This window comes from Allomuricauda sp. d1, from assembly GCF_039592695.1.
GTDB lineage: Bacteria > Bacteroidota > Bacteroidia > Flavobacteriales > Flavobacteriaceae > Flagellimonas_A.
This window is the reverse complement of the sequence record NZ_JBBUTK010000002.1, coordinates 723,756-747,710: the sequence shown is the minus strand read 5'-3', so window position 1 is coordinate 747,710 and position 23,955 is coordinate 723,756. Positions and strand designations below refer to the sequence as shown.

Below are 23,955 nucleotides of genomic sequence, written 5' to 3'. Positions count from 1 at the left end.
CTCGCACTTGCTCGTCGGATGCAAGAAGGGGACAATGCCATATTTTTATTTTATTTTTAAAGTGAATGGCATACGAGCCTGAATGCCTTTCTGTTCGGTAGCGGATTTGAATTCTTTCAGAAGGGTATGAGCTTCTTCGCCGATTTCTTTCTTTAGGATGGATTCGCCCCACTCAGCTTTCACACTGTTCAAATCTTCCATCAATTTGTCAAAGTCAGAGCGGTATTTGGGATAGCGTTTAACACCGTATGTCGTTATTTCGGCCATTTCAGCCGCGGCAGCGATGGCATCATCCAAATTGCCCAACTCATCCACTAGGCCCAATCTTAGCGCATCTGTACCGCTCCATACCCTGCCTTGGGCGATTTCGTTCACTGCATCGACAGACATGCCCCGACCGTCGGCCACACGCTGCAAAAAGGTTTCGTAGGTATCTTCAATACCTTCTTGTACCACTGCCCTAAAAGAATCGCTCATGGGCTCAAAAAGGGAGTAGTCCACCGAATTTTTGTTGGTACCTACCTGTTCGGCATTGATGCCCCAGTCTGTGGCCAGTTCATGCACATTCGGAATGGTGCCAAAGACCCCAATAGATCCAGTGATTGTCGTTGGCTCGGCAAAAATCTTATCCCCACCAACGCCAATGTAATAACCACCTGAAGCTGCCAAATTTCCAAAGGAAACCACTACGGGCTTTATCTTTTTAGTCAAGGCGATTTCGCGCCAAATAATGTCGGCGGTCAGGGCATTACCCCCAGGAGAATTTACCCTGAGCACAATGGCCTTTACATTTTTATCATCACGAGCTTTCTTGAGTGAACGATTGATCAGGTCTTGACCGATGTATTCTTGATCGCCCTCACCGTAATAAATCTCCCCTTGGGCATAGATGACCGCAATTTTATCCTTCCCTGAATTGATTTTTTTCTTTTTGGCGACCCTCACATAGTCGCCAAATTGCACGTAGTTCAAAGCTTCGTCTTCTTCAAAGTCTACTTTTTTGCGCAACAGCTGTTCGTATTCATCATAAAACAGCGTTTGGTCTACCATGCCATTGGCAACGGCAAGCTCAGGTGTTCTGGCACCCAAGGTATCGGCGATGGCATTCAAATTGCCAGCGGTCATATTTCGTGAAGCGGCAATGTCATCTACCATTGTATTCCAAATAGAAGAAATCAACTCCTTGATTTGAGTACGGTTCTCATCACTCATTTCATTGGCCAAAAAAGGTTCTACGGCACTCTTGTACTTGCCGTGGCGTATGACCTCCATTTTGATTCCCGTTTTTTCCTGAAGTTCTTTAAAGTAGAGCACTTCACTGGCCAAGCCCTTAAAATCCATAGCACCCTGTGGATGTAAGTACAATTTATCGGCAACACTCGACAGGTAATAATCTTTTTGGGTGTAGAAATCGGCATGTGCATAGATGAATTTTCCTGCGGATTTAAATTCTTCCAATGCTTTGCGAATTTCCTGTGTTTGGGCAAGGCCGGCCATCAAATATCCTGTTCTGATGCTGATTCCGGCCACTTTGTCATCATCTTTCGCGACTTTAATGGCGTGTATGATTTCGTCCAAACCAGTAGCACCATCTGAAAACAGGGCTCCAAAAGGGTCATTTTCGTCCTTCCCGGTATAGTCCATCACAGGTTGTGTAAAACTCAACTCTAAAATGGTATTCTGCTTGACCTGGACCCCATCATCAGCATTGCTCACCAGAGCGGCAAAAATGAAAAACATCATAACTATGATTCCAAATGCGATGAGGCATCCTAAAATAGCAGCCAGTAAATTCCGTAGAAATTTCATCAATTCTTTTTTGATATGACGCCAAAGATAAATATTGTTACAATGAACTCATCTTGACTTTTAAAATTCGCTGTAAAACTTATCTTTAGCTGCCATATTTCGCCTATCACATATCCATGAAAGAAAAAGTTACGGCATACCTATCACTGGGAAGCAATCAGGGGTTTCGCCCCCACATCTTGCAGCAGGCCATTTTAAGTCTCAATAAGTTGGCGGGAAAAGTGACCCAAATCTCCGGTGTTTATGAAAATGCCTCGTGGGGATTCGATGGCGATGATTTTCTGAATCTTTGTGTGGCCGTTGAAACCGATTTGAGGCCTGATTTGCTCTTGGAATGTCTTTTGTCGATTGAACAACAATCGGGCAGACAGCGGTATGCCGATGAAAACTACCGGTCACGTTCTTTGGATATTGACATTATATATTACGGGGACGCCATTATCGATGCTGACAGCCTTACGGTTCCGCATCCAAAAATGCACGAACGTCGTTTTGTGCTCAAACCCTTGGCCGATATCGCTCCGCAATTTTACCATCCGCTATTAAAAAAAGATACCCGAAACCTATTGCAAGAGTGCAAGGATAAAAGTGTGATGCAGAAAAAGGGGCGATTGTTCAAAAATCGGGAAGGCTTGTTCTCACAACTCCATTTCTTGGCCATCGAGGGCAATATCGGTGTAGGAAAGACCACGCTCACCAAAGAAATCGCCAAAGATTTCAATGCAAAATTGGTGTTGGAGCGCTTTGCCGATAATCCCTTTCTTCCAAAATTTTACGAAGACCAAGCCCGTTATGCCTTTCCGCTGGAAATGTCTTTTTTGGCCGATCGTTACCAACAATTTACTGATGACACCTCACAGTTTGACCTTTTCAAAACCTTTATGGTCAGTGACTATGATATTTACAAATCCCTGATTTTTGCCAACGTCACGCTTCAAAAGGTTGAATTTGACCTCTATCGAAAGCTGTTCAACTTTATGTACAAAGAGGTAAAAAAACCCGACATCTATGTGTATTTGTACCAAAGTACGGAGCGATTGCTAGAAAACATCAAAAAGCGGGGGCGTGATTATGAGCAGCAGATTAAAGCCGATTATCTTGAAAAAATCAACCGGGGCTATCTTGACTTTATTAAAGGACATCCTGACCAAAACAGTACGATCATCAATTTGAAAGAATTGGATTTTGTAGCCAATATATCAGACTATGAAATCGTTTTAGGGGCTATCGGAAAAAAAATACTGGAGCGTATTTTTTAAGAAAATATTTGCATATCACAGATTGATTTCCGTTATTGGCAACGTTTTCAAGAGAAACTAACTAACTCAAACTATATATTCTGCCCTGACATCACCGTCAGGGTTTTTCATTGGCCCTACCCTATCTCGATAGCAATCGAGACTCTCCCCAAAGGAAAAGGGACTTCAACTACAAGTGTTTTCAGCTATTGAGCTTTGACCAGAAATTCCAGACAACCACCCCGACGCTTACCGAAATGTTCAAAGAGTGTTTGGTACCAAACTGCGGAATCTCAACCACTTCATCACTGTGGTTCACCACTTCTTGCGAAACACCTTTCACCTCATTGCCAAAGATCAAGGCGTAGGTTTCCTGTCTTTGGATTTCAAACTCGTTGAGCAGGGTCGCATTTTCAGCCTGTTCAATGGAAATTAATTTGACTTTTTGGGATTTCAATTCGTTGACCAATTCAAGAACATGCTCTCGATATTCCCATGCAACACTTTCGGTCGACCCCAGTGCTGTTTTTTGAATATCCTTGTGTGGCGGGGTTGCGGTGATGCCGCAGAGGTAGATTCTTTTGATCAAAAAAGCATCGGCTGTTCTGAACACTGAACCGATGTTATTGAGACTCCGAACATCATCCAGAACCAAAATCAATGGTGTCTTTCGGGCTTCTTTGAAAGCGGCCACATCCAACCGTTCGAGCTCTTCATTTTTAAGTTTGCGCATGCTAGGCTTTGTTTCAATACTAAGATAGGTTTTCAAAGTTCAAACTCAAGTTCAAGAGTCAATTTCAAACGCAAAATCAAATATCAAATACAAATCATAGCCATTCGTGCCTTTTGGGGTATGAGGTTAGAGGTAAGAACATAGAATGATGGAAAAATGGTGACCGGTGACGATTCACCGGTGAGGTGATTTGTGGCACAACACATGGAACTTTGAAAACGGAAAAAACATCGGTATACTTTCACATTAATAAATTGGTACATTGATATATTGATACACCAATACATTTTCAAATCAGCAAATCTTCAAATTGGCTTCCGTCTTACGTCTCCAACCCGAAAAACAACGTCTTATCAACTTTGGGCGTGAAAATATCAACAAAAATTTTTAGGCCTAAGTTAAACCCCTATTTTCGGTAAAATTACGATTTGAACGTGGCAAAAAAGGTAAAATCGAAGAAAGTCACGCCCTTGATGCAGCAGTACAATGCCATCAAGAGCAAGCATCCTGATGCCCTTTTGTTGTTCAGGGTAGGCGATTTCTATGAGACTTTTGGTGAAGATGCCATAAAAGCCTCACAAATTCTTGATATCGTCTTGACCCAACGCAACAACGGAGGTGACAAGACCGAGCTTGCGGGTTTTCCACACCACTCATTGAACACCTATCTTCCAAAATTGGTGCGTGCGGGGCAACGCGTGGCCATCTGCGACCAATTGGAAGACCCAAAACAGACCAAAAGCATTGTCAAACGTGGGGTCACCGAATTGGTCACGCCAGGCGTGGCACTGAACGATGATATTCTCAGTGCCAAAAAAAACAATTTTCTCGGGGCAGTGCACTTTGGGCGCAAAAAACTTGGGGTCTCATTTTTAGATATTTCCACAGGTGAATTTTTGATCTCAGAGGGCACCACAAGCCAAATTGATAAACTATTACAGAATTTTTCACCTAGTGAGGTGTTGATTCCCAAAACCCATCGCAGTGAATTTACCGAGTATTTTGGCAGTCAATGGCATACCTTTTATCTCGAAGATTGGGTCTTTCAAGAAGACTATGCAAACGAACGCTTGAACACCCACTTTAAGACCAAAAGCCTTCAAGGTTTTGGTGTAGAGCACATTCCGATGGGTATTATTGCCGCAGGCACTATTTTACATTATCTCTCAGAAACCCAACACCGGCAATTGCAGCATATCAACAAGCTACAGCGTATCGCAGACGATAGCTATGTTTGGATGGACCGTTTTACCATTCGAAACCTTGAGCTGGCCCATTCACAAAATCAAGGTGCGGTGACCTTGCTTGACGTTATTGACAAGACCATTTCGCCCATGGGCGGAAGGTTGATGAAACGGTGGTTGGCGCTTCCTTTGAAAGACAAAGGAAAAATCAAGGCAAGGCAAGATGTTGTTGCACATCTCAAAGAAGATTCAGGGTTGTTGGCGCATTTTCAATCCGACCTTAAAAAAATTGGTGATCTAGAACGTTTGATTTCCAAAGTGGCCACGGGTAAAATCAATCCGAAAGAGGTGGTGCAACTCAAGAATTCCCTTGAGGCCATAATCCCTATCAAACAAAGGGCCATCCAAAGTAAAAATGCTTCGTTGATCCATCTCGGCGAAAAATTGGATACCTGTGATGCACTCAGAGGACGCATCAAAGAAATGCTCCACGAAGAGGCTCCGGTAAACATGCTGAAGGGACAGACCATTGCCCAAGGCTATTCCGAAGAATTGGATGAATTGCGCAACCTTGCATTCTCAAGTAAAGATTATCTTGACCAAATGTTGGAGCGTGAAACAAAGCTAACGGGCATCACCTCGTTGAAAATCGCTTCGAACAATGTTTTTGGATACTATATCGAGGTTCGCAACACCCATAAGGATAAGGTACCTGAAAGCTGGATCCGCAAACAGACCTTGGTCAATGCCGAACGTTACATTACTGAAGAGCTGAAAGAATACGAGGCCAAAATTCTTGGGGCCGAAGAACGCATATTGAGCCTTGAGCAGCAATTGTTCGAACAATTATTGCTCTGGATGCAGGAACATATCGAAGCTGTGCAGCAAAATGCCAAAGGCATCGCCCGTCTGGATTGTCTGTGCTCCTTTGCCCAAACAGCTTCTGAAAACAAGTATGTACGGCCAGAAATTGATGAAGGCACCGCCATTGAAATTAAAGACGGTCGCCATCCGGTTATCGAAAAGCAGTTGCCCCTTGGGGAAAGCTATATTGCCAATGGTTTGGTGCTTGACCGTGACAACCAACAGATCATCATTATCACAGGGCCGAACATGAGCGGTAAATCTGCCCTACTCCGTCAGACCGCCCTGATTGTACTTTTGGCCCAAATGGGAAACTTTGTACCCGCATCTGAAGCAAAGATCGGTATCGTTGATCGTATTTTTACACGGGTTGGCGCCAGTGACAACATCTCCATGGGCGAATCGACATTTATGGTCGAGATGAACGAAACGGCCTCTATTCTGAACAACCTCTCTGAACGCAGTCTGGTACTCTTGGATGAAATCGGTCGGGGCACCAGTACTTATGATGGTATTTCAATTGCTTGGGCGATTGCAGAGTACCTGCATGAACATCCTGCACGTGCCAAAACACTTTTTGCGACCCATTACCACGAGCTCAACGATATGACCGAATCGTTTGGGCGCATCAAAAATTACAATGTCTCCGTCAAGGAATTGAAAGACAATGTGCTCTTTTTGAGAAAATTGGTACCCGGTGGCAGTCAGCACAGTTTTGGCATTCATGTGGCCAAGATGGCCGGGGTGCCCCAACAAGTAGTACAAAAGGCCAATAAAATCCTTAAAAAGCTGGAAGCTTCACATCGGAGTGATGAGGTCTCCGATTCGTTGCAATCCGTTCAAAATGAGATGCAGCTCAGTTTTTTTAATCTTGATGATCCCTTGCTTGAGAAAATCAAAGACGAAATTCTGCATTTGGACATCGATACCCTGACCCCAGTCGAAGCCCTGATGAAATTGAACGAAATCAAACGGTTGTTGACCAAGAAAAAAAGGGCGACATCTTGATTTTATGAAACCTATCAGGTCTTCAAGATCAGACAGGTTTTTCAACTAAAAATTCTTTTTGTTTTGCAGAAATGTATTAAATTTGCGTCCGCATCCGCCGAAGGTGGATAATGTTCTTTACAAGCGAAAATAGCTCAGTTGGTAGAGCATCACCTTGCCAAGGTGGAGGTCGCGGGTTCGAATCCCGTTTTTCGCTCAAAAACGCTGTTCGCAGCGTTTTTTTGTTTAAGTCCTGCTCGAGTGGTGGAATTGGTAGACACGCCGGACTTAAAATCCTGTGGGCATTTGCCCGTGCGGGTTCAAGTCCCGCCTCGAGTACAGAAAAGCCGAGACCCTAGTTTCGGCTTTTTAATCTTCTTCTATCAACTCAAAAATTTCATTCACCGAAATTCCAAAGACTTTGGATAGTTTCAATGCCAATACAGTTGAGGGCACATAGCGGTTCTTTTCAATGGAATTAATCGTCTGCCGCGAGACCCCCAAAAGCTTGGCCAAATCTTCTTGGGTCAGGTCTTTTATAGCCCGTTGTACTTTCAGATTGTTCATTAAGCTCATTTCATGACCCGTTTTAGTACATTGAAATACATGATTTGAACCAGTAGAATAAATAGGATTACTTGAAAATAACTGGTATCCAATTCTGCTTTACCGTTGATTAAATAACTCACTCCATAATCAATGTATGGTTGTATAATGGTATACAGTGCCCCCATAATAAAAGCCAATCTATAGGTGACACCCCTAAGGCTGGCCATAAATTCATCTTCTATTTTCTCTTTTGAGATGGACACCATCAAAAAACCCAAAATCATCAAATTTCGCAATAGGGGTTTCACCCATTCGGGCTCATCAACAAACTTTTTTGCAATCATTAATAGAAAAGCCCCTATCACAATACTCCAACCTATCTTTTTGTAGGGGTTGGGCAATTGAAAATTACTCCATCGATGTATTCTTGTTGCTTGAGATTCGAAATGATTTTTCATTTACGTAAAATTTATTTGCATAAAAGTATAGTAATTTTTACTTAATGACAAGTTTATTTTACATTTTTGAATGCGAATATATTTTCAATCACTTTTTTAATCAATTATTTCGGTTGCAGCCCTAAGTATGTTTCAAGAAAATCAAACGTCTCTCTTTTGACCGATTCCAAATCTTTAGAAGTAATGTATGAAGTCATTACATGGTCGTCTACACTGGGAAAAGCAACCTTATGCTTTTTGTCATCGGATGTACCCAATGCGTCAAACATTTTGAGCATGGCAGGTACAGACACCACACTGTCTTGGCGCACCTCATCTTTGTAGTAATACCCCAAAAACACTGGCTGCTTGACTTGCTGAAAGGTTTCTGGAACCATCAGTTCATCAACCATACTTTGTAAATGGGTCAGGGCCTCCAAACGGTATTTGGTCGTCCAGTATTTGTTTTTTAAATCGATATCGGTATCAAACTCGTGATACTCGCTGTCTTTTACCGTTCTTGCCAATTGCAGCCCCCATGGACCGGATAACAATGTGGCATTGGGGTCAAAAATCTCCACATTGGGTGAATACAACAACAATGCGGCAATGTCGGGGTCACCGCCGGCCAAGTGCAATGCGAGGGTACCACCAGTTGAGGTCGCCATGACAATTACTTTCTCGCCCAACTGTTTACCAACAGCTATTGCCTCTTTGGCAGAATCAATAACCTCATCTGCAGTCAGGTTCAGCATAGGTTCTTCTTCATTAAGACCATGCCCTGCCAAACGTGGTAGATAAAGGTTGCATTTATATCTTTTAGCAGTTTCTATGTGCAAGGGGTCGCCCTCTTCTTGACTGGCCGACCAACCATGCAGATACACAATGCTGTACTTTGTTTTTGCGGGAATGCTATCATACCAAATAATTCGGGCTTCATTGTCAGGTTTAATGTTGGGTCTGGAAGCTTCCCGCTGCTCAATTTGGGTTTCTAGGGCCGCTAAATCTGAAGTCATCTTGGGAAGTTTTTTGTCCAAATCTGGTTTTTCAACTTTGGGACCCAGAAAAAAGGCAATGGCCAAAACGACCAAAACAATAGCCAAAACCTTCAATGTCTTTACCAATACTTTCATAGTACTCTAATTTTCGATACTTCGCTTGGACTAAAGATACCTTTCTTCCATCCATCAAAAAAAACTATTTTAGAGCACTGCCATTTCACCAAAAATGCGAACTAACTCAGGGCAGGCCCACGAGGCATTGAAAATAAACGAACCATAAATTTCGACATCCCGTCCCGATAGCTATCGGGAGCTATTGGGATCTGAACAACATAAATCTCGATTATCGAGTCAAAATTGAAGATACTGCTCAAAAACCTTGGCCCGGGCCTTTTATTTGCCAGTATGGCCATAGGCACCTCCCATTTGGTGTTGTCAACAAAGGCAGGTGCCCAATACGGGTGGGTCATGGTCATCCCCATTGTTTTGGCAAACGTTTTAAAATATCCCTTCTTTGAATTTGGGGTTCGGTATACCCATGTGACCCAAAAAAGCTTGATCCAAGGCTATCTGAACCTTGGCAAAGGTTATCTGTGGACGTATGCCGTTGTTACTCTCGTTTCGACCTTTACAATTTTAGCAGCATTGTATGTTGTGACTGCCGGGCTTTTGATAAATCTGTTTCAAATTTCAGGAATCGGTGTTGGCATTGTCTCACTTGGGCTGTTTGTTTTTATCAGTGCCCTACTCATTATCGGCCGCTATAAGTTTCTGGAAGATTCACTCAAGGTGGTCATTTCGATTCTTTTTTTGGCACTTTTAATCACCACAGTGTTAGTACTCTACAAAGGTTCGGCCGAACCTGTCAAAAATTTTCAGCGACCGGAGATTTTCAATGAAATCGGAATCTTGTTTCTAATCAGTTTGGTGGGATGGATGCCCACTGCCGTGGAAGCGTCGGGTTGGGTGAGCATGTGGAGCATTGAGAAACTCAAGGCTTCAAAACAAAAACCCACCCTTAAGGAAGCATTGGGTGAATTTAATCTGGGCTATTTTTTGACGGCTTTGCTGGCCATTTTTTTTATGATTATCGGCTGTATGACCCTTTACGGCACAGGAACAGAACTCAGTGGCAATGCAGTAACCTTCGCCGACCAAGTGGTCAACCTGTTTACGGCCCATATCGGTAATTGGGCGTATTTGATTATCGCGATAGGAGCCTTTGCCACCATGTTCAGCACCTGCATGACGGCCCACGATGCTGTTTCTAGGGTCAGTCTAGATGTTTTGGGAAAATTGTTGCCAAAGAGCAAAGCCTTTTCAAAAAAATCATCTTTTGCAATCACAGTGCTGGTCTTGGCATTCATCAACTGGATCGTTATTTCTGCCTTTAGTGCCAATATGGGCAATTTGGTGGCCCTGGCGACCTTTGTCTCTTTTGTCATGGCACCCATCATTGGTTGGATGAACTTGAAAACCGTCATGGGCCACGACATCGCCAAAAACTTTAGGCCAAGTAAGGGCCTAAGGGTATTGACATATCTGGGCATACTTTTCTTATCGGCATTTGCGCTCTACTATTGTTGGTTAATCTGGTGATACTGAACAACTTTAAGACAGACTTAACGTTGATTATTTGACTTTGGCCAGTATGTTACCAAGCTTTGCAGCTTCAAATACATGATATGCGTTTGATTTACATTCAGCGAAAAACAAAAAAAGAAAGACGATTCTCAACCAAAATGGGCATGTTCTCACCAAAGGTGACCTATATCAAAAAAATGGTCTTTGGCCTGCCCTACCGTACATTGCACAAATATCGGGAAACCTATTATGGTGAAGTTAAAGATTGTGCAGACTGCTCAATAGCCCGATAGAGTTACTCAAACATAATATTGTCATTCAACACCACCACCAATGAACGTTGGTTTTGACGGTGCATCAATTCAATACAGAACACCCCATTTTTACAATTGTTGAGTATCTTTTGTTCGCCGTACCCTACGGAATACAGAATATTTGAAGACGAAACACCATTGTCAAGCAAGTATTTTTTAATGGCATCCGAGCGCGCTTGGGTCAATCTAAAATTGGTGCTACTGCCCCCACGGCTGTCAGTGTAAGTTTCAATCCTCAGTTGGGCCTGGGGAAAGCGCTTTACAAAATCGACCACCTTATCCAATTCTTCGGTAATCTGAGGCGTAAGGTTGGTTTTGTTTTTATCAAAGAAAAACTTGTCAAGCTTAATTACTTTTTGACCCTCTTTCTCTTCTACCAAATCGTCGTATTGGGCAAGATCAATATCCATTTCGAATGATGTCTCTTGATCTGGGCCGGTCAAAAACTCCAATTTTTTAGTGTACAGCGAATGACGGTCTTTTGCCGCCTGAAGTACGATACTTTCTCGCCAGGGTATCTCAATGCGGTAGTTTCCATCAGCATCTGACTGTACCTCTTTCAACAGTTTGCCGTCAGCAGCCATCAAACGAACCGATGCTTGTTCAACTTCAGCATCACTATCGTAAGGCTTCACTATCCTGCCCCTCAAGGTAATGGTCTTTAGACCTGGCTTTTGCGCCACCTTGAATCCATAGATATCATCCTTTCCCTTTCCACCCGTTCTATTGGAAGAAAAATAACCGAGAAGTCCGTCACTTTCATTGCGTATCACAAAGCCGAAATCATCTTTTGGGGAATTGATGTTTGGCCCCAAATTGACCGGAATACTGAAATTTTCACCTTCAATATTGCTTCGATAAATATCCATGCCGCCCAATCCGTAAAAAACATCAGAAGAGAAATATAGGCTGTTTTCAAAAATGTAAGGTGCTATTTCGTTGCCCGGAGAATTGATGCGAGGCCCCAAGTTGATGGGTGCAGACATTACCTGACCGTTATTGGTGTAGATATAATAAATGTCAGTACCACCATAACCATCACCAAAATCAGCCGCAAAATACAATCTACCGGAATCTTCATCGTAAAATGGGTAGTAAAATGAAGTGCTCAGGTCACGTAATACCATTCTAAAGCTTCCTTTAACGTTTTGCATGCCAATGGCCAGCGCATTTTTTCCATTCTCATCAAACAACAAGTCACCATTTTCGGTGTTGGAAAGTACATACAAAATACTGTTCAAACTTTCAGAATAATACGGCGTGGCCTTGTGATAATCTGATTTGGGAACATCCCCAAACGGATTCGGATTCAGCACTTGGTAATCACTACCGATGCGCCCGACGTAAATGTCAAGATATGCCTCGTTCATTGGAGCATAATTCTTGCTCTTTTCACGGGGCCTGCCACTACTGAAAAGTAATTTGTCCTCAAAAAAGGAAGGTGCAAAATCTGATTGTGGACTATTGCTTTCTATATTGAAAACCTCAAAATCAAGTTCATTGTTGTTTTCAGCTTGCAACAGCTCAAGGTTGAAGTCTGTATTTTCCATCAGCTCTTGACCCAAATCCACGGATTTTGTGCCCAGAACCGCCAAAACCCTGTTTCTTTCGCCTGCCTTAGAAAAACTTTGAAGCATTTTATTGAAATGATGGTTACCCATCAAAGAATCATTCTTATAGGTTTCAAAATATATCTTTGACGCCTTATCAAAACTGCCGGTCTTGAAATAGGCATCGGCAAGGTTCAATTTTTGGTCTGGTCTCAGTTCGCTTTCGGCCATTTCTTCTTCATACGCCGTAATGGCCTGCTGATACGCATATTGAAAAAAATACGCATCTCCTTTGGACCTCTTACCCTGTCCGTATGTTGAAAACACGGTCAATACCGTTACCAAAAATGTGATATGTAGCCTAAATGCTTTCATACTAGGGCCTGCTAACACTAACTTTTTTGCCCTTTTTCCGTATTTCTTCGTTCGTTCTTGGGCACATAGCTCGCTATGCCTGCCAAAAACAGCCCTGAAATCCGAAAAAATCTTCAAAAAATACATGGTTTTCGTTTAATGTTAACAGGCCCTAGAAAAATCTTGGCGAATCAATTTGTTTGGGTTTTCCCCTCCAATTTTCTTTTTTGTTTTTATCCCGTGAATTTGATTTTCCGCTTCCGCGACCCAGATAAAATTTCAAAATGGCCTCATGGGTGCCGCCGCTGAACTCACCCAATCCGTTGGTGTTATAATCATAGGCATATCCCAAAAATAAGCTGTTTGAGATTTGAAATCCAGCTAAACCGCTAAAGGCATTATCGAATCGGTACGCTGCACCAACTGTCAAGGCATCAATGAACAAAAAGTTTGCGGAAAGGTTCACATTGACGGGCAAGCCGTCGGTATAGTTCAACAAAAATGCAGGTTTGAATTTTGTGCGGTTCGCTATATCAAAAACATAGCCCCCGATAAAATTAAACTGCATTTTTTCAGTGACCAAGGTCGCCGTTTCTTCATTCAACAGCACATCGGTCAAAAAGTTGGGCACTGAAAGGCCCAAATACCAATTTTCATCATAAAGAAACGTGCCTGCCCCTATCGTTGGATTGAAATTACTCAATTCTTGCTGATTGTTGATACCGGGCTCGTTGGGGTTTTGAAACGTACCTTCGGAAAAATCAATATTAAAAAGGGCTCCCCCAGCATCAATACCGAAAGAAAGCTTGGTCGTTTCAGAAACATAGATTTGATACGAATATGCCACATCGATAAAGGTTTGCTTCACCGGGCCCAATTCATCATTGATGACATTAAAACCAATGCCCATTTTTTCATTGTTCAACGGAAAATTGGCCCCAAACCTTATATTTCTGGGTGCGCCGGGAACATCTATCCATTGTGCACGATACAGGCCAGACAGTTCGGCATTCTCGACCGACGCAGAGTAGGCAGGATTGAAACTGCCAATATTGTACATGTACTGGGTATACTGCGGCTCTTTTTGGCCAAAGCACAAAGAAATCGCTGTCAATAACAGGATGTGTGTCAACAAGCAATTCTTCATGGTAGGTGTCATGGATAAGGGGTTATCTTATGATTTGAATCCAGCCTTTGGTGGCTTCCGTGCCGTCACCAAGGTCTAAAATATAGAAATATGTGCCTTTTGGCAATGCGCCGTTGTTGCCGGTACCATCCCAACTGCTGTCATATCCCCTAGCACTGTACACACTGTTTCCATACCTATCATACACTTCCAATGTGTTGTTAGGAAAGTCTTGATGGCCGTTCAACACCAACAAATCATTCACCCCATCACCATTGGGAGAAAACATGTTACATAAGGTACCAGGGTCTTCGCAGGGGCTTCGATCCACATCAACAGTTGCTGTGGAAGTATTATTATTTGGATTGTCATCCGATGGAAAAGAATCTATCAGTGCCGCCGTATTGACGAGAACGCCCACTCTATTCACCACAACGGTGATTTGAAGCGTCACCGCTTCCCCAGTCAAGAGTTCGTCAACACTCCAAACCCCGGTTTCAACAACATATTCACCGTCGGAAGCGACATGCGTTACGTAGTCAAAACCATCATCCGGCGATATCAGGTCTCCCACCGTGATATTGATGGCCGTGTCGGTACTGGTGTTCGTCAATGTAATCGTGAAGTTAATCTCTTGGTTGAGCAATGGTATGGCATTGTCCACTTCTTTTAGAATCGCAAGGTCAATTGGGTCTGGATTACAATCACTTACCACTATTGTCAATAGGGCAAACCGTTGTTCACAAGCTACTGTATCATCATCAGCAGTGAATTCAAAAATATAGGTGCCACTTGGCAATCCTTCAAAATCCACCGTGTTTTCCATAGTAATGGCAGCCTGCCCATCAGAGGGGTCGGTTGTAATCGACCACATCCCCAACGTCTGTCGTTCTGCAGCTTCGTCAAGGTCAATGATCGTGGGCCCGCTTACACCCGTAATATTACAGGCAATTGCATCAAATTCAGGAGAAGCTTCAACAGTGGCAATGACCTCAACCCGTTCTGAAGTACACCCATTGGCGGTCGCCTCCACATAAAACGAAGTGGTCTCGGTTATGGAAGGGGTCACAAAAGAAGAACCCGTACCCAAAATTGTGCCTCCCGTAGCGACATCGTACCAATTCAGGGTCGCACCGCTGCTTGCGGTTGCGGTCAAAGTCACCGTGCCCTCACCACAACGATCGCCTCCTATAGTTTCGTCAACGGTTGGCGTGGTATTGATGACCAAGGTAACCTGTACGGCCGGACTGAAACAGTCTTCATCGGTATCCCTGAAAAATCCAAAATAGGTTCCGGGGGCATTTACTTGGCTATCGGGAAGATACGCCCCAGTATTGGACTGATCACTGAGCGTACTCCAAGTCAACACACTGCCCACCGGTGGCGCATTCGAAATGTAATCATCCAAATCAACATCAATGGCATCACAAAAATTGGTGGGTTGCGTTGTATCCAATATTGGGGAAGGCAAGCAATTGTCATCATCCAAAATGGTAGCAGTGGCCTGGCCATCGCCAGCCAACAAAACACCATTGGTCGGTATGCCCAATTGGACAAAAAAGTTTTCGCTGTTCTCCAATTCGGCATCGTCAATGATTGGTATCGAAATTATCTGAACCTCCCCTGCTTCATCTCCATCAAATTCGATTTCTTCGCCATCATCACTATCATCGTAATCATCGCCACCTGTGGCGGTGTTGTCAATAAAGGAATATGTAACTGTCGTTCCACCTGTGACTTCCGTATCTAACTGAACGATAATATTCAGACTTCCACCATCTTCTTCAATTACCGCATCGGAAATGGTCAACCTAGCAACATCATTGTCGGCATTGGTCACATTAACCGTTTGGTCCGCAACCCCATCAAAAGCATCATCGCTAGAACCCGGGTTTACGCTTACCGTAATCGAATATGGTTGTGGGCCGTCTACAATTGCATCATCAGCACCCGTTACGGTAATTGTACGAGGGTCGTCATAATTACCTGGAGTAAAGGTTACTGTGCCTGGTGCAACCGTGCCCTCTCCGGTATCGGAAGATGAAACATTCAATACGACATTCGACTCAGGTTGGGCATCCAATACAACCGTAAAGGTATCCGACACATTGGGTTCTGAGGTTTCTGTATTCCCATCGCTTTCCACTATCGTAAAGCCAGCAACATCGTCGTCAGCATTAACTGCATTTACGGTTTGGTCAGGAACGTCATCAAAGGCATCATCACTGGCGGAATCGTTGATACTCACGGTTATGGTGTAGGGTTGGGGACCGTCTACAATATCGTCATTGACTCCCGTTACGGTAATGGTTCGCGGATTATCAAAGTTTCCTGGCGTAAAGGTCAGTGTTGCTGGAGTAACTGTACCCTCTTCCGTATCAGAGGAGGAAAGATTCAACACCACATTGCTTGACGGCTGTGCATCGAGCACCACTGTGAAAGAATCTGTCGTGCTGGGCTCAGAAGTGGCTGTAGAACCTCCACTTTCATTTATTGTAAAGCCTGCAACATCATTATCCAGTATTGTAGCAGTAGCAGAATTAGGATTGCCAATATCGTAACTGCCCGAATCGATGGTCAATATCACAGTCTCATCATTTTCTACCAAGCCATCATCAATGGGTTCAAGTTCTATCTCGTTATCGATTTGCCCATTAGGAATATTGACCGAGCCGCTCAATGGTGTAAAATCAGACCCTGAATTTGCTGTTCCACCAACCGTGTAGTTGACTGTTACCGGGGCACCTGTATTGTTTGTTTGATCTAAGGAGACTGTAAATTCTGCCTCGGTTTCGCCATCTTCTTCAGCAATATTATCTGTGGCAGCAATTGTTACTGTAAATTGGTCGACATCTAAATTGGTAACTTCTATTTGTGCAACGTCTCCTCCTCCTAATGCATCATAGTTTGGATCAGTAGTGACTGGTGCTGGAGTACCAATAGTGTATGTCTGATCACCATCGACAATGCTATCTGGCAATCCCGTAACGGTTAATATTACTCCCGTATCCCAATTGGTATCATCTAAAACTACTGGGTTAATCGATAGACTGCCTTCATCGTCAAGTTGTGATTCATTCAAATTAATGCTCACAGGAGCAATAGGTTGACTGCCTAATGTGAATTCAAAACTTGCGGTGTCTCCATTTTCGTCTGTTTCTCCTGTTACATCAATTGAAGGGTCTGTTGAGCCATTAATGAAAATGGCTGCAGTATCGTCATCTTGGTTGGTGACATTAACTTGTTCATTGGCTATGCCAAGAAAATTAGGGTCAGAGCTGCCATTAATGCTCAAAACTATTGTATAGTTTTGGTCACCGTCATCAATATCGTCATTCACTCCGGTCACAGTAGCGGTCTGCACTATATTCCAGTTGGCTGGAGTAAAAACAAACTGTGGCACGTCAACTGTGCCTTCACCAGTACCAGCAGAGGCATCAATATCAATCACAACATTTGAATTGGGTTGGGCATTCAAAACAGTTGAAAAAGTATCTTGACTGCCAGATTCGTCTGTTGTTAGATTGGCTGGGTCGGGCACTAAGGTCATGCCTGCAAAATCGTCATCTGTTATTGATGTTGTTGCGCTATTTGGAGCTCCCACAGTGTACCCAATGCCATTCTCTAAGGTAACAATAACTGTTTCATTGCCTTCAATGAGGTTATCATCTAATACACTAACATTAATCAACGCATTACCAACACCGTTGTAAGTGACACTCACCGAACCAGTAAGAGTATTGTAATCTATTCCTGGGGTGGCTGTACCAGTAACAGAATAGGAAACATTTATAGTTCCTGATCCTAGTCCAAACACAGAAACGTTAAATTGGCCAGGATTGACTAAATTTGATTCATCTCCATCACTTAAACTAGAAATTGAAACTGTTTGGGCATTAGTTTGTAAAATACCCATAACAACAAATAAAGCAAGAAAAACGAGTCTTGACAGAAAACTAGAGCGATTTAGGGCAAAAGATGTGATTTTCATTTCCATAGGCCTTTTTTGAGAAGGCAAACTGCTAAAAATCATGCAGGTAAGCTTTCATGAAAAGGGACTCCAATATTACTAAAAAAGTGCTGCCCTGACCAAAAAATGAAGGTCAAAGCGTCTTTTTTTAGGCAAACAACAAATATTCGGGTTTAAATGACTTGGCTAAACTGTTCCCGATTCAGTCTCAACACTGGGTTCAATCTTTTTGACCAAGCCCTGCAAGACCTTGCCGGGACCTACTTCAACAAACCTTGTTGCTCCATCTTTGACCATGTTCTGCACGCTCTGCGTCCATTTTACGGGTGCGGTCAATTGGGCAATGAGGTTCTTTTGTATTTCTTCAGGATTTGAAACCGCAGCTGTGCTGACATTTTGATAAATAGGGCAGTTGGGTTGATTGAATTGCGTATTTTCAATGGCCTTGGCCAACTCTTCTCGAGCAGGCTCCATCAAGGGGGAGTGAAAAGCCCCGCCTACGGGAAGTACCATCGCCCTTCTTGCACCAGCTTCCTTTAATTTTTCACACGCCAGATTTACTGCTTCTATTTCACCTGAAATCACCAATTGCCCCGGACAATTATAATTGGCGGGCACCACTATACCATCAATTTCCTCACATACTTTTTCGACCGTGGCATCATCCAATCCCAATGCAACGGCCATGGTGCTTGGCTTCAACTCACAGGCCTTCTGCATGGCCATGGCACGCTGGGAGACCAGTTTTAGTCCATCCTCAAAATTCAAGGCGCCATTGGCGACCAAGGCTGAAAACTCGCCCAAAGAATGCCCTGCGACCATATCGGGTTTAAAATTGTTACCCATGGCCTTGCCCAAAATCACGGAGTGCAAAAATATGGCAGGTTGCGTCACCTTGGTCTGCTTCAAATCTTCGGCAGTACCCTCAAACATCACATCGGTGATGGTATAGCCCAAAATTTCATTGGCCCTTTCAAACAATTCTTGGGCCTCGGCATTGCTTTCATACAGGTCGAGCCCCATGCCCACAAATTGGGCGCCTTGGCCAGGAAAAACATAAGCATTCATAGTGTTCGGTTTAGGGGATAAAAATAATGAATATGGTTGGATGTTGTTGTGTTAGGTGTCAGATGATCTATATACAATACGCTTTACGCAGTTCGATTTACGCTGTGCACCGTCAAAAATTCGTCATTTGTAACTCTAAAATCGTACCCCAGAAGACACGAATTTCACGAATGGACACGAATTGAATTTGTGTTTGTATTAAATGCTTGAAGTTGGCTATTGAACTTGAATTGTGAAAATTATTGCACAGAGTTGCGCAGAGATATGAAAAGTTTCACAGAGAAATTGCAAATTCATTCGCCATTCGTAACTCTAAAATCGTACCTCAGAAGACACGAATTTCACGAATTGCCACGAATGTTTTTTTGCTCGGCTTTTCACTTTTTCATCAGCATCATTTTCAGATTGAATTTGACACTTGAACATTACGATTTCTTGAACCAACTGCTGTATTTCACATAGTTGTTGGCAATGCGGTCGATCTCACCCGAGCTCAGTTCTGCACTTACCTTTTTTATCATTCTGGCGGGCATACCTGCGTAAATGGTTCCAGATGGTACGTGCGTGCCCTGTGTGACCACGGCCCCTGCGGCGATGATACTGTTGCTCTCGACCACGCAGTCATCCATCAAAATGGCTCCCATACCAATCAGCACATTATCTTTGACCGTGCACCCATGCACAATGGCATTGTGTCCGATGGATACATTGTTGCCAATATTGGTCGGTGCTTTTTGGTAAGTGCAATGAATCACCGCACCGTCTTGCACGTTCACTTTATTGCCCATCTTGATGTAATGCACATCGCCACGAACCACGGCATTGAACCAAATACTGCATTGGTCTCCCATCACCACATCGCCAACGATGACTGCATTTTCGGCGACGAAACAATCATTTCCCATTTCTGGGGATTTTCCATTGACTTCTCGAATAATCATTACTATCTCTTTGGACTAAAATTTACTCAAAAAAAGAAAGCAGTGAGGCTTTTTTTGAAGCAGAAACCGATAGTTCTTTTCCGTTTGATAGCACTACGCTGCCTCCTTTACCTTTTTTATATTTCTGCACCTCGTTGACATTCACCAAATACGATTTATGGATTCGCGCAAAAGGGAAATCCGATAGAGCCTCCTCAAAATACTTCAAGGTCTTGCTGACCAATATTTTCTTGTTTTCAAGATAAATCTCGGTGTAATTATCGTCAGCTTTGCAGTACAGAATATCATTCACCTCAAGCACCTGAAATCCGTCTTGTTGTGGCAAAGTGATTTTCCCCTCGGCCTTTTTGAGCTTGCTTTGCAAGACCCTTCCCTCCAAGGCACTTTCTTTCTTCTTGATTTCCGTGACATGGGCCACTGCTTTGATAAGTTCGTCGATATTGATGGGTTTCATCAAATAGTAGGCAGCATGGCTGTTCAGGGCATCAATGGCGTAATGGTCGTAGGCCGTCACGAACACCGTCTCAAAAGACCGATCGGGTACTTGGTCGAGTAGGTCAAAAGCATTGCCGAAAGGCATCTCCACATCAAGAAATACCAAATCGGGATTTTCCTTTTTTATCAAGGCCAATCCCTCTTTAATGGTCGCCGCCTCGCCCTTCACCAAAACATCTTTACAATATTTTGAAATGTAAATACCCAAAATCTCACGGCTGTTGGCCTCGTCTTCTACTATGATGGCATTTAGTTTCATGCTTTATTTTTACCCCCAAGGGGACAATTACGGAATTTAGTCTTTTTTCAATCGTAAAATTACCTTGGTGCCCGTCTTGTCATCGTACAAATCCCTGACCGAAACATCGACCTTGTTTTTGTACATGCTGTTCAAGATGGCAATGCGTTTTTTAATGTTGCCCATGGCTTTCGACTTCTGCTTTTTTTGGTTCTTGGTCTTGATTTCCATGGATTTTGCTCTGCCGATACCATTATCAGAAATCACGATTTCAACCAATTGATTGGTCAACTGTCGCAGTTCAATCTTTAAAAATCCTTTTTCCACCTTATAGCGAAGCCCGTGCCATATCGCATTTTCAATATAGGGCTGCAACAGCATGGGCGGAATCTCAAACGCATCCACATCCAAACCCTTATCAATATGGATGCTGAAATCAAACTTATCGGGAAAGCGGGAATGTTCGAGTTTCACATAAAGCTCCAGCAACTCGAGTTCCTTTGACAGCGGAATAAAATCCTCCTCAGAATTTTCAAGCACCGTGCGCATCAACACCGAAAAATCACTTAAAAACCGATTGGCACTGCGTTCATCACTTTTGGCAATGTAATTGTTCACCGAATTCAGGGCATTGAAAATAAAATGCGGATTCATCTGTGAGCGCAATGACTTCAGCGCCAACAGATTATTGGCCAACCTCTGCTGCTTGTCACTACGATAAAAGAAAAAAGTGGCGATGCCCAAGAGCACCATCCCCACCAGTAAAAAATAGATGATCAATTTTTGGCGTTTATTGCTTTCTTTGGACAACTTTTGTTCGGTCAGTGCCAAATCGTACCTGCTCTGTGAAAGTTCTCTATCCTGCTCTAGACTAGCAATTCGATTTTGTTTGGTCGTGATTTCACGATTGAGACGGGCCGCAGTTGAGATTTCTTGCTCTTTGCGATTATAAAGACTGTCGACCACGGCGACATACTCTTGATAGGTTTCCAATGCCTTGTTGAAATCACCTTTGTACCGATACACCTCTGACAATTTTCGGGTGGCATCCTTTTGAACCAGCAGATCATCTTCGCTATCGGCCTCAACAATACTGCGCTCCAGATACGGAATTGCCTCCTCGAACTTATCCTGGGCGGCGTATGCATTGCCAATCTTATAGTTGATGCGTTGTGAGGTGATACTGTCGGCATCTATGGTATTTTTTTCTTCTACCACTTTTTGCTTCGGCAGACTATTGAGGTCTCTCAAGCTTCTTTTGCGCAACTGTATTTCATCATCGTAACGGTTCTTCTGATTATAGAAATCCGCTACTTTTTCATTTTCCTGTATGGCCCGTTGTGGATTTTCGCCCCGTGAAAGTGACAGCGAATTGTTGTAATAGCCTTCGGCTTCTTGCACACGATCTTCTTTGGCATAGGTATCCGCAATCTTGCTGTTCAGGTCGGTCACTTTGGGGGTTATTTGATTCTTTTCGGCTACCCGCAGGGCTTCGTTATAGAAATCTAGGGCCTTACGAATCGCTCCCAAACCTTTGTGGGCATCACCTAGCCCCTCATAAAGTCGTACTTTTTGATAGGGCACCAAATTTTTCGAACGTCGGAGCGGCTCAAAAACAGTAATGCCCTCCTCATAATTTTGGTTCAGAACATAGGTTTCACCGAGCAACAAATCGGTTTGCAATGTTTTTTTGAGGCCTTTGGAATATTCAAAGTTGTCAATGGCCAAATCATATTGCTTGTGGTACCGATAAATCTCACCCAAAACCGAATAGGATTCTGCCAATGCCGTTTGGTCGCCATTATTTCCCAATGCTGAAATGGCTTCAATGACATATTCTATGCTTTTTTCGATATCGGTTTTCATATAGTACTCCGCAGAATCGAGAAATGCCTGTGGCGGAACAGCACTTTCCATCCTGCTTCGCTCCTGTGCGAATGAAAGCCCGACCGTGGCCATAAAGAATAACGTTATGTATATCTTTTTGAACATTTTTGAATGAAAATCCCAGTAAACATAGTCGATTTACGGCGCATTAAAAAATGGGGAATCCGCTGAAACCACCCTGTAAAGACCCGCTTTTCGAGCTTGGCTCATCCAATTTTCATGTTTACTCATTTAGATTCCCATTTCACTCATTGCCCTTTTTTTGATGAAAAACTTGCCAGTACATTGGCTGCATCATTTCTAAACAAAAAATCATGAAAAAGTCAAACAACATTAAACTGATGGCCATCACAGTTTTGGCAACAACAGCATTTATAACCAGTGGTTTCAATCGTGCAGAAAAAGGAATACAATATCTTGAAGAAGTTGAAGAAACTAGGCAACAATATGTGAAAATCGCACTATTATTGGATACCAGCAACAGTATGGACGGACTCATCAACCAAGCTAAGGCACAACTATGGGACATCGTCAATGAATTTACCCATGCCCGATGCGGCAATGAAACCCGCCCCTCACTTCAAATTGCGCTTTATGAATATGGCAATGACGATCTTTCATCACGTGAAGGTTACATACGCCAAGTCATTGGTTTTAGCAACGACCTGGACAAAATCTCCGAAAAGCTTTTTTCGTTGGACACCAATGGCGGGGAAGAATTCTGTGGACAAGTCATACACACCTCATTGCGACAATTGGATTGGGGCAAGAATGCCGATGACCTCAAAATGATCTTTATTGCGGGCAATGAACCCTTTACCCAGGGCAAATTGAATTATAAAGATGCCGCCAACCAAGCCAAAGAGCAAGATGTGGTCGTGAACACCATTTTCTGCGGAAATTTTGAGTTGGGCATTGATACCCGATGGAAAGAGGGTGCCCGTTTGACAGGTGGCGATTATATGGCCATTGACCACAACCAAGAAATCGTTCATATTGACACGCCTTATGATGACATTATCATTCAACTCAATTCAAAATTGAACAAGACCTACATTGGTTATGGGTCGGTGGGCAGAGCAAGAAAGGTCGCCCAAGAAACCCAAGACTCCAATGCATACGCCATGGAAGAGTCAGTCGCTGTGAAACGTGCCATCAGTAAAAGCTCGACACTCTACAATAATTCATCATGGGATTTGGTGGATGCTTCTGAGGATAAGGAATTTGATGTTTCAAAACTGAAAAAAGATGAACTTCCGAAGGAACTCAAAGGAAAGTCAGATGAAGCCATCGAAAAATATATCGAGGAGAAAAAGGGTGAACGGGTCAAAATCCAGAAAGAAATCAATGAACTCAACAAAAAGCGGGAAGCCTACATTGTCAAAAACCAAAAACAAGAAGCAGGTGAGTTGGAGAATGCCATGCTGGGTGCCATTAAACGACAAGCCATTAAAAAGAACTATACATGGGAGTAAAAAGTACGAAGTTAAAAATACGAGTTACGAAATCTAACGAGTTATGAATGTAGAGTTAAGAGTTATGAATATGATGCGAAAAGCGAAATACAGTGTAGAAATTTTAGGTTGGGAGTTGCCTTAAATACTCCGCGAAACTCTGTTCTACTCT

17 protein-coding genes and 2 tRNA genes are annotated in these 23,955 nt (G+C 43.1%); 7 read left to right on the top strand and 12 right to left on the bottom strand.

What is annotated here, in order from left to right:
• Positions 1-45 precede the first annotated feature (45 nt).
• Complete coding sequence (sppA, locus tag AAAH86_RS10470) at positions 46-1,809, bottom strand: signal peptide peptidase SppA (protein WP_343487553.1); 1,764 nt, start codon at positions 1,807-1,809, stop codon at positions 46-48.
• Between the two features lie 116 nt (positions 1,810-1,925).
• On the opposite strand from sppA, the gene folK reads away from it, so the two are divergent.
• Positions 1,926-3,068, top strand: coding sequence for a 2-amino-4-hydroxy-6-hydroxymethyldihydropteridine diphosphokinase (gene folK / locus AAAH86_RS10465; protein ID WP_343487552.1), 1,143 nt, complete (start codon positions 1,926-1,928; stop codon positions 3,066-3,068).
• Between the two features lie 181 nt (positions 3,069-3,249).
• Here folK and AAAH86_RS10460 read toward each other — a convergent pair whose 3' ends face one another.
• Positions 3,250-3,780 carry an RNA methyltransferase gene (locus AAAH86_RS10460; RefSeq protein WP_343487551.1) on the bottom strand — a complete coding sequence of 177 codons (531 nt, stop codon included), beginning with the start codon at positions 3,778-3,780 and terminating at the stop codon, positions 3,250-3,252.
• Between the two features lie 434 nt (positions 3,781-4,214).
• Here AAAH86_RS10460 and mutS point away from each other — a divergent pair, with 434 nt between their 5' ends.
• The 3 genes from mutS (at position 4,215) to AAAH86_RS10445 (ending at position 7,154) form a co-directional block, all read left to right on the top strand.
• Positions 4,215-6,836 (top strand): DNA mismatch repair protein MutS, encoded by a 2,622-nt coding sequence (gene mutS / locus AAAH86_RS10455; protein WP_343487549.1) that lies wholly within the window; start codon positions 4,215-4,217, stop codon positions 6,834-6,836.
• A 123-nt stretch (positions 6,837-6,959) separates the two neighbouring features.
• A tRNA-Gly gene (locus AAAH86_RS10450) sits at positions 6,960-7,032 on the top strand.
• A gap of 38 nt (positions 7,033-7,070) precedes the next feature.
• Positions 7,071-7,154 (top strand) — tRNA-Leu (locus AAAH86_RS10445).
• Positions 7,155-7,184: 30 nt separating this feature from the next.
• On the opposite strand, the gene AAAH86_RS10440 is transcribed toward AAAH86_RS10445, so the two are convergent.
• The 3 genes from AAAH86_RS10440 to AAAH86_RS10430 all read right to left on the bottom strand — a co-directional run bounded on the left by AAAH86_RS10440 (position 7,185) and on the right by AAAH86_RS10430 (position 8,934).
• Positions 7,185-7,391, bottom strand: coding sequence for a helix-turn-helix transcriptional regulator (locus AAAH86_RS10440; protein ID WP_343487548.1), 207 nt, complete (start codon positions 7,389-7,391; stop codon positions 7,185-7,187).
• A complete protein-coding gene (locus tag AAAH86_RS10435; protein WP_343487547.1) occupies positions 7,388-7,822 on the bottom strand; it encodes a hypothetical protein in 435 nt (144 codons plus the stop codon). Before AAAH86_RS10435 ends, AAAH86_RS10440 begins: the two co-directional genes overlap by 4 nt.
• A gap of 104 nt (positions 7,823-7,926) precedes the next feature.
• Positions 7,927-8,934 carry an alpha/beta hydrolase gene (locus tag AAAH86_RS10430; protein WP_343487546.1) on the bottom strand — a complete coding sequence of 336 codons (1,008 nt, stop codon included), beginning with the start codon at positions 8,932-8,934 and terminating at the stop codon, positions 7,927-7,929.
• Between the two features lie 225 nt (positions 8,935-9,159).
• On the opposite strand from AAAH86_RS10430, the gene AAAH86_RS10425 reads away from it, so the two are divergent.
• Positions 9,160-10,401, top strand: coding sequence for a divalent metal cation transporter (locus tag AAAH86_RS10425; RefSeq protein WP_343487545.1), 1,242 nt, complete (start codon positions 9,160-9,162; stop codon positions 10,399-10,401).
• Positions 10,402-10,487: 86 nt separating this feature from the next.
• Positions 10,488-10,679 (top strand): hypothetical protein, encoded by a 192-nt coding sequence (locus tag AAAH86_RS10420; RefSeq protein ID WP_343487544.1) that lies wholly within the window; start codon positions 10,488-10,490, stop codon positions 10,677-10,679.
• Between the two features lie 2 nt (positions 10,680-10,681).
• On the opposite strand, the gene AAAH86_RS10415 is transcribed toward AAAH86_RS10420, so the two are convergent.
• The 7 genes from AAAH86_RS10415 to AAAH86_RS10385 form a co-directional block, all read right to left on the bottom strand.
• A complete protein-coding gene (locus AAAH86_RS10415) occupies positions 10,682-12,751 on the bottom strand; it encodes an OmpA family protein (protein WP_343487543.1) in 2,070 nt (689 codons plus the stop codon).
• Between the two features lie 25 nt (positions 12,752-12,776).
• Positions 12,777-13,751: a type IX secretion system membrane protein PorP/SprF gene (locus tag AAAH86_RS10410; protein WP_343487542.1), complete on the bottom strand. Its 975-nt coding sequence runs from the start codon at positions 13,749-13,751 to the stop codon at positions 12,777-12,779.
• A 22-nt stretch (positions 13,752-13,773) separates the two neighbouring features.
• Positions 13,774-17,646 carry a Calx-beta domain-containing protein gene (locus tag AAAH86_RS10405; protein ID WP_343487541.1) on the bottom strand — a complete coding sequence of 1,291 codons (3,873 nt, stop codon included), beginning with the start codon at positions 17,644-17,646 and terminating at the stop codon, positions 13,774-13,776.
• Between the two features lie 240 nt (positions 17,647-17,886).
• Positions 17,887-18,768, bottom strand: a complete 882-nt coding sequence (gene fabD / locus AAAH86_RS10400; protein ID WP_343487540.1) for an ACP S-malonyltransferase — start codon at positions 18,766-18,768, stop codon at positions 17,887-17,889.
• A gap of 425 nt (positions 18,769-19,193) precedes the next feature.
• Complete coding sequence (locus AAAH86_RS10395) at positions 19,194-19,709, bottom strand: gamma carbonic anhydrase family protein (RefSeq protein ID WP_343487539.1); 516 nt, start codon at positions 19,707-19,709, stop codon at positions 19,194-19,196.
• Between the two features lie 22 nt (positions 19,710-19,731).
• Entirely contained in the window at positions 19,732-20,463 is a 732-nt protein-coding gene (locus tag AAAH86_RS10390; protein ID WP_343487538.1) for a LytTR family DNA-binding domain-containing protein, read from the bottom strand.
• Positions 20,464-20,499: 36 nt separating this feature from the next.
• A complete protein-coding gene (locus AAAH86_RS10385) occupies positions 20,500-22,434 on the bottom strand; it encodes a tetratricopeptide repeat protein (protein WP_343487537.1) in 1,935 nt (644 codons plus the stop codon).
• 209 nt (positions 22,435-22,643) lie between these two features.
• Between AAAH86_RS10385 and AAAH86_RS10380 the strand changes: the two genes are divergently transcribed.
• A complete protein-coding gene (locus tag AAAH86_RS10380; RefSeq protein WP_343487536.1) occupies positions 22,644-23,804 on the top strand; it encodes a vWA domain-containing protein in 1,161 nt (386 codons plus the stop codon).
• Positions 23,805-23,955: the final 151 nt, after the last annotated feature.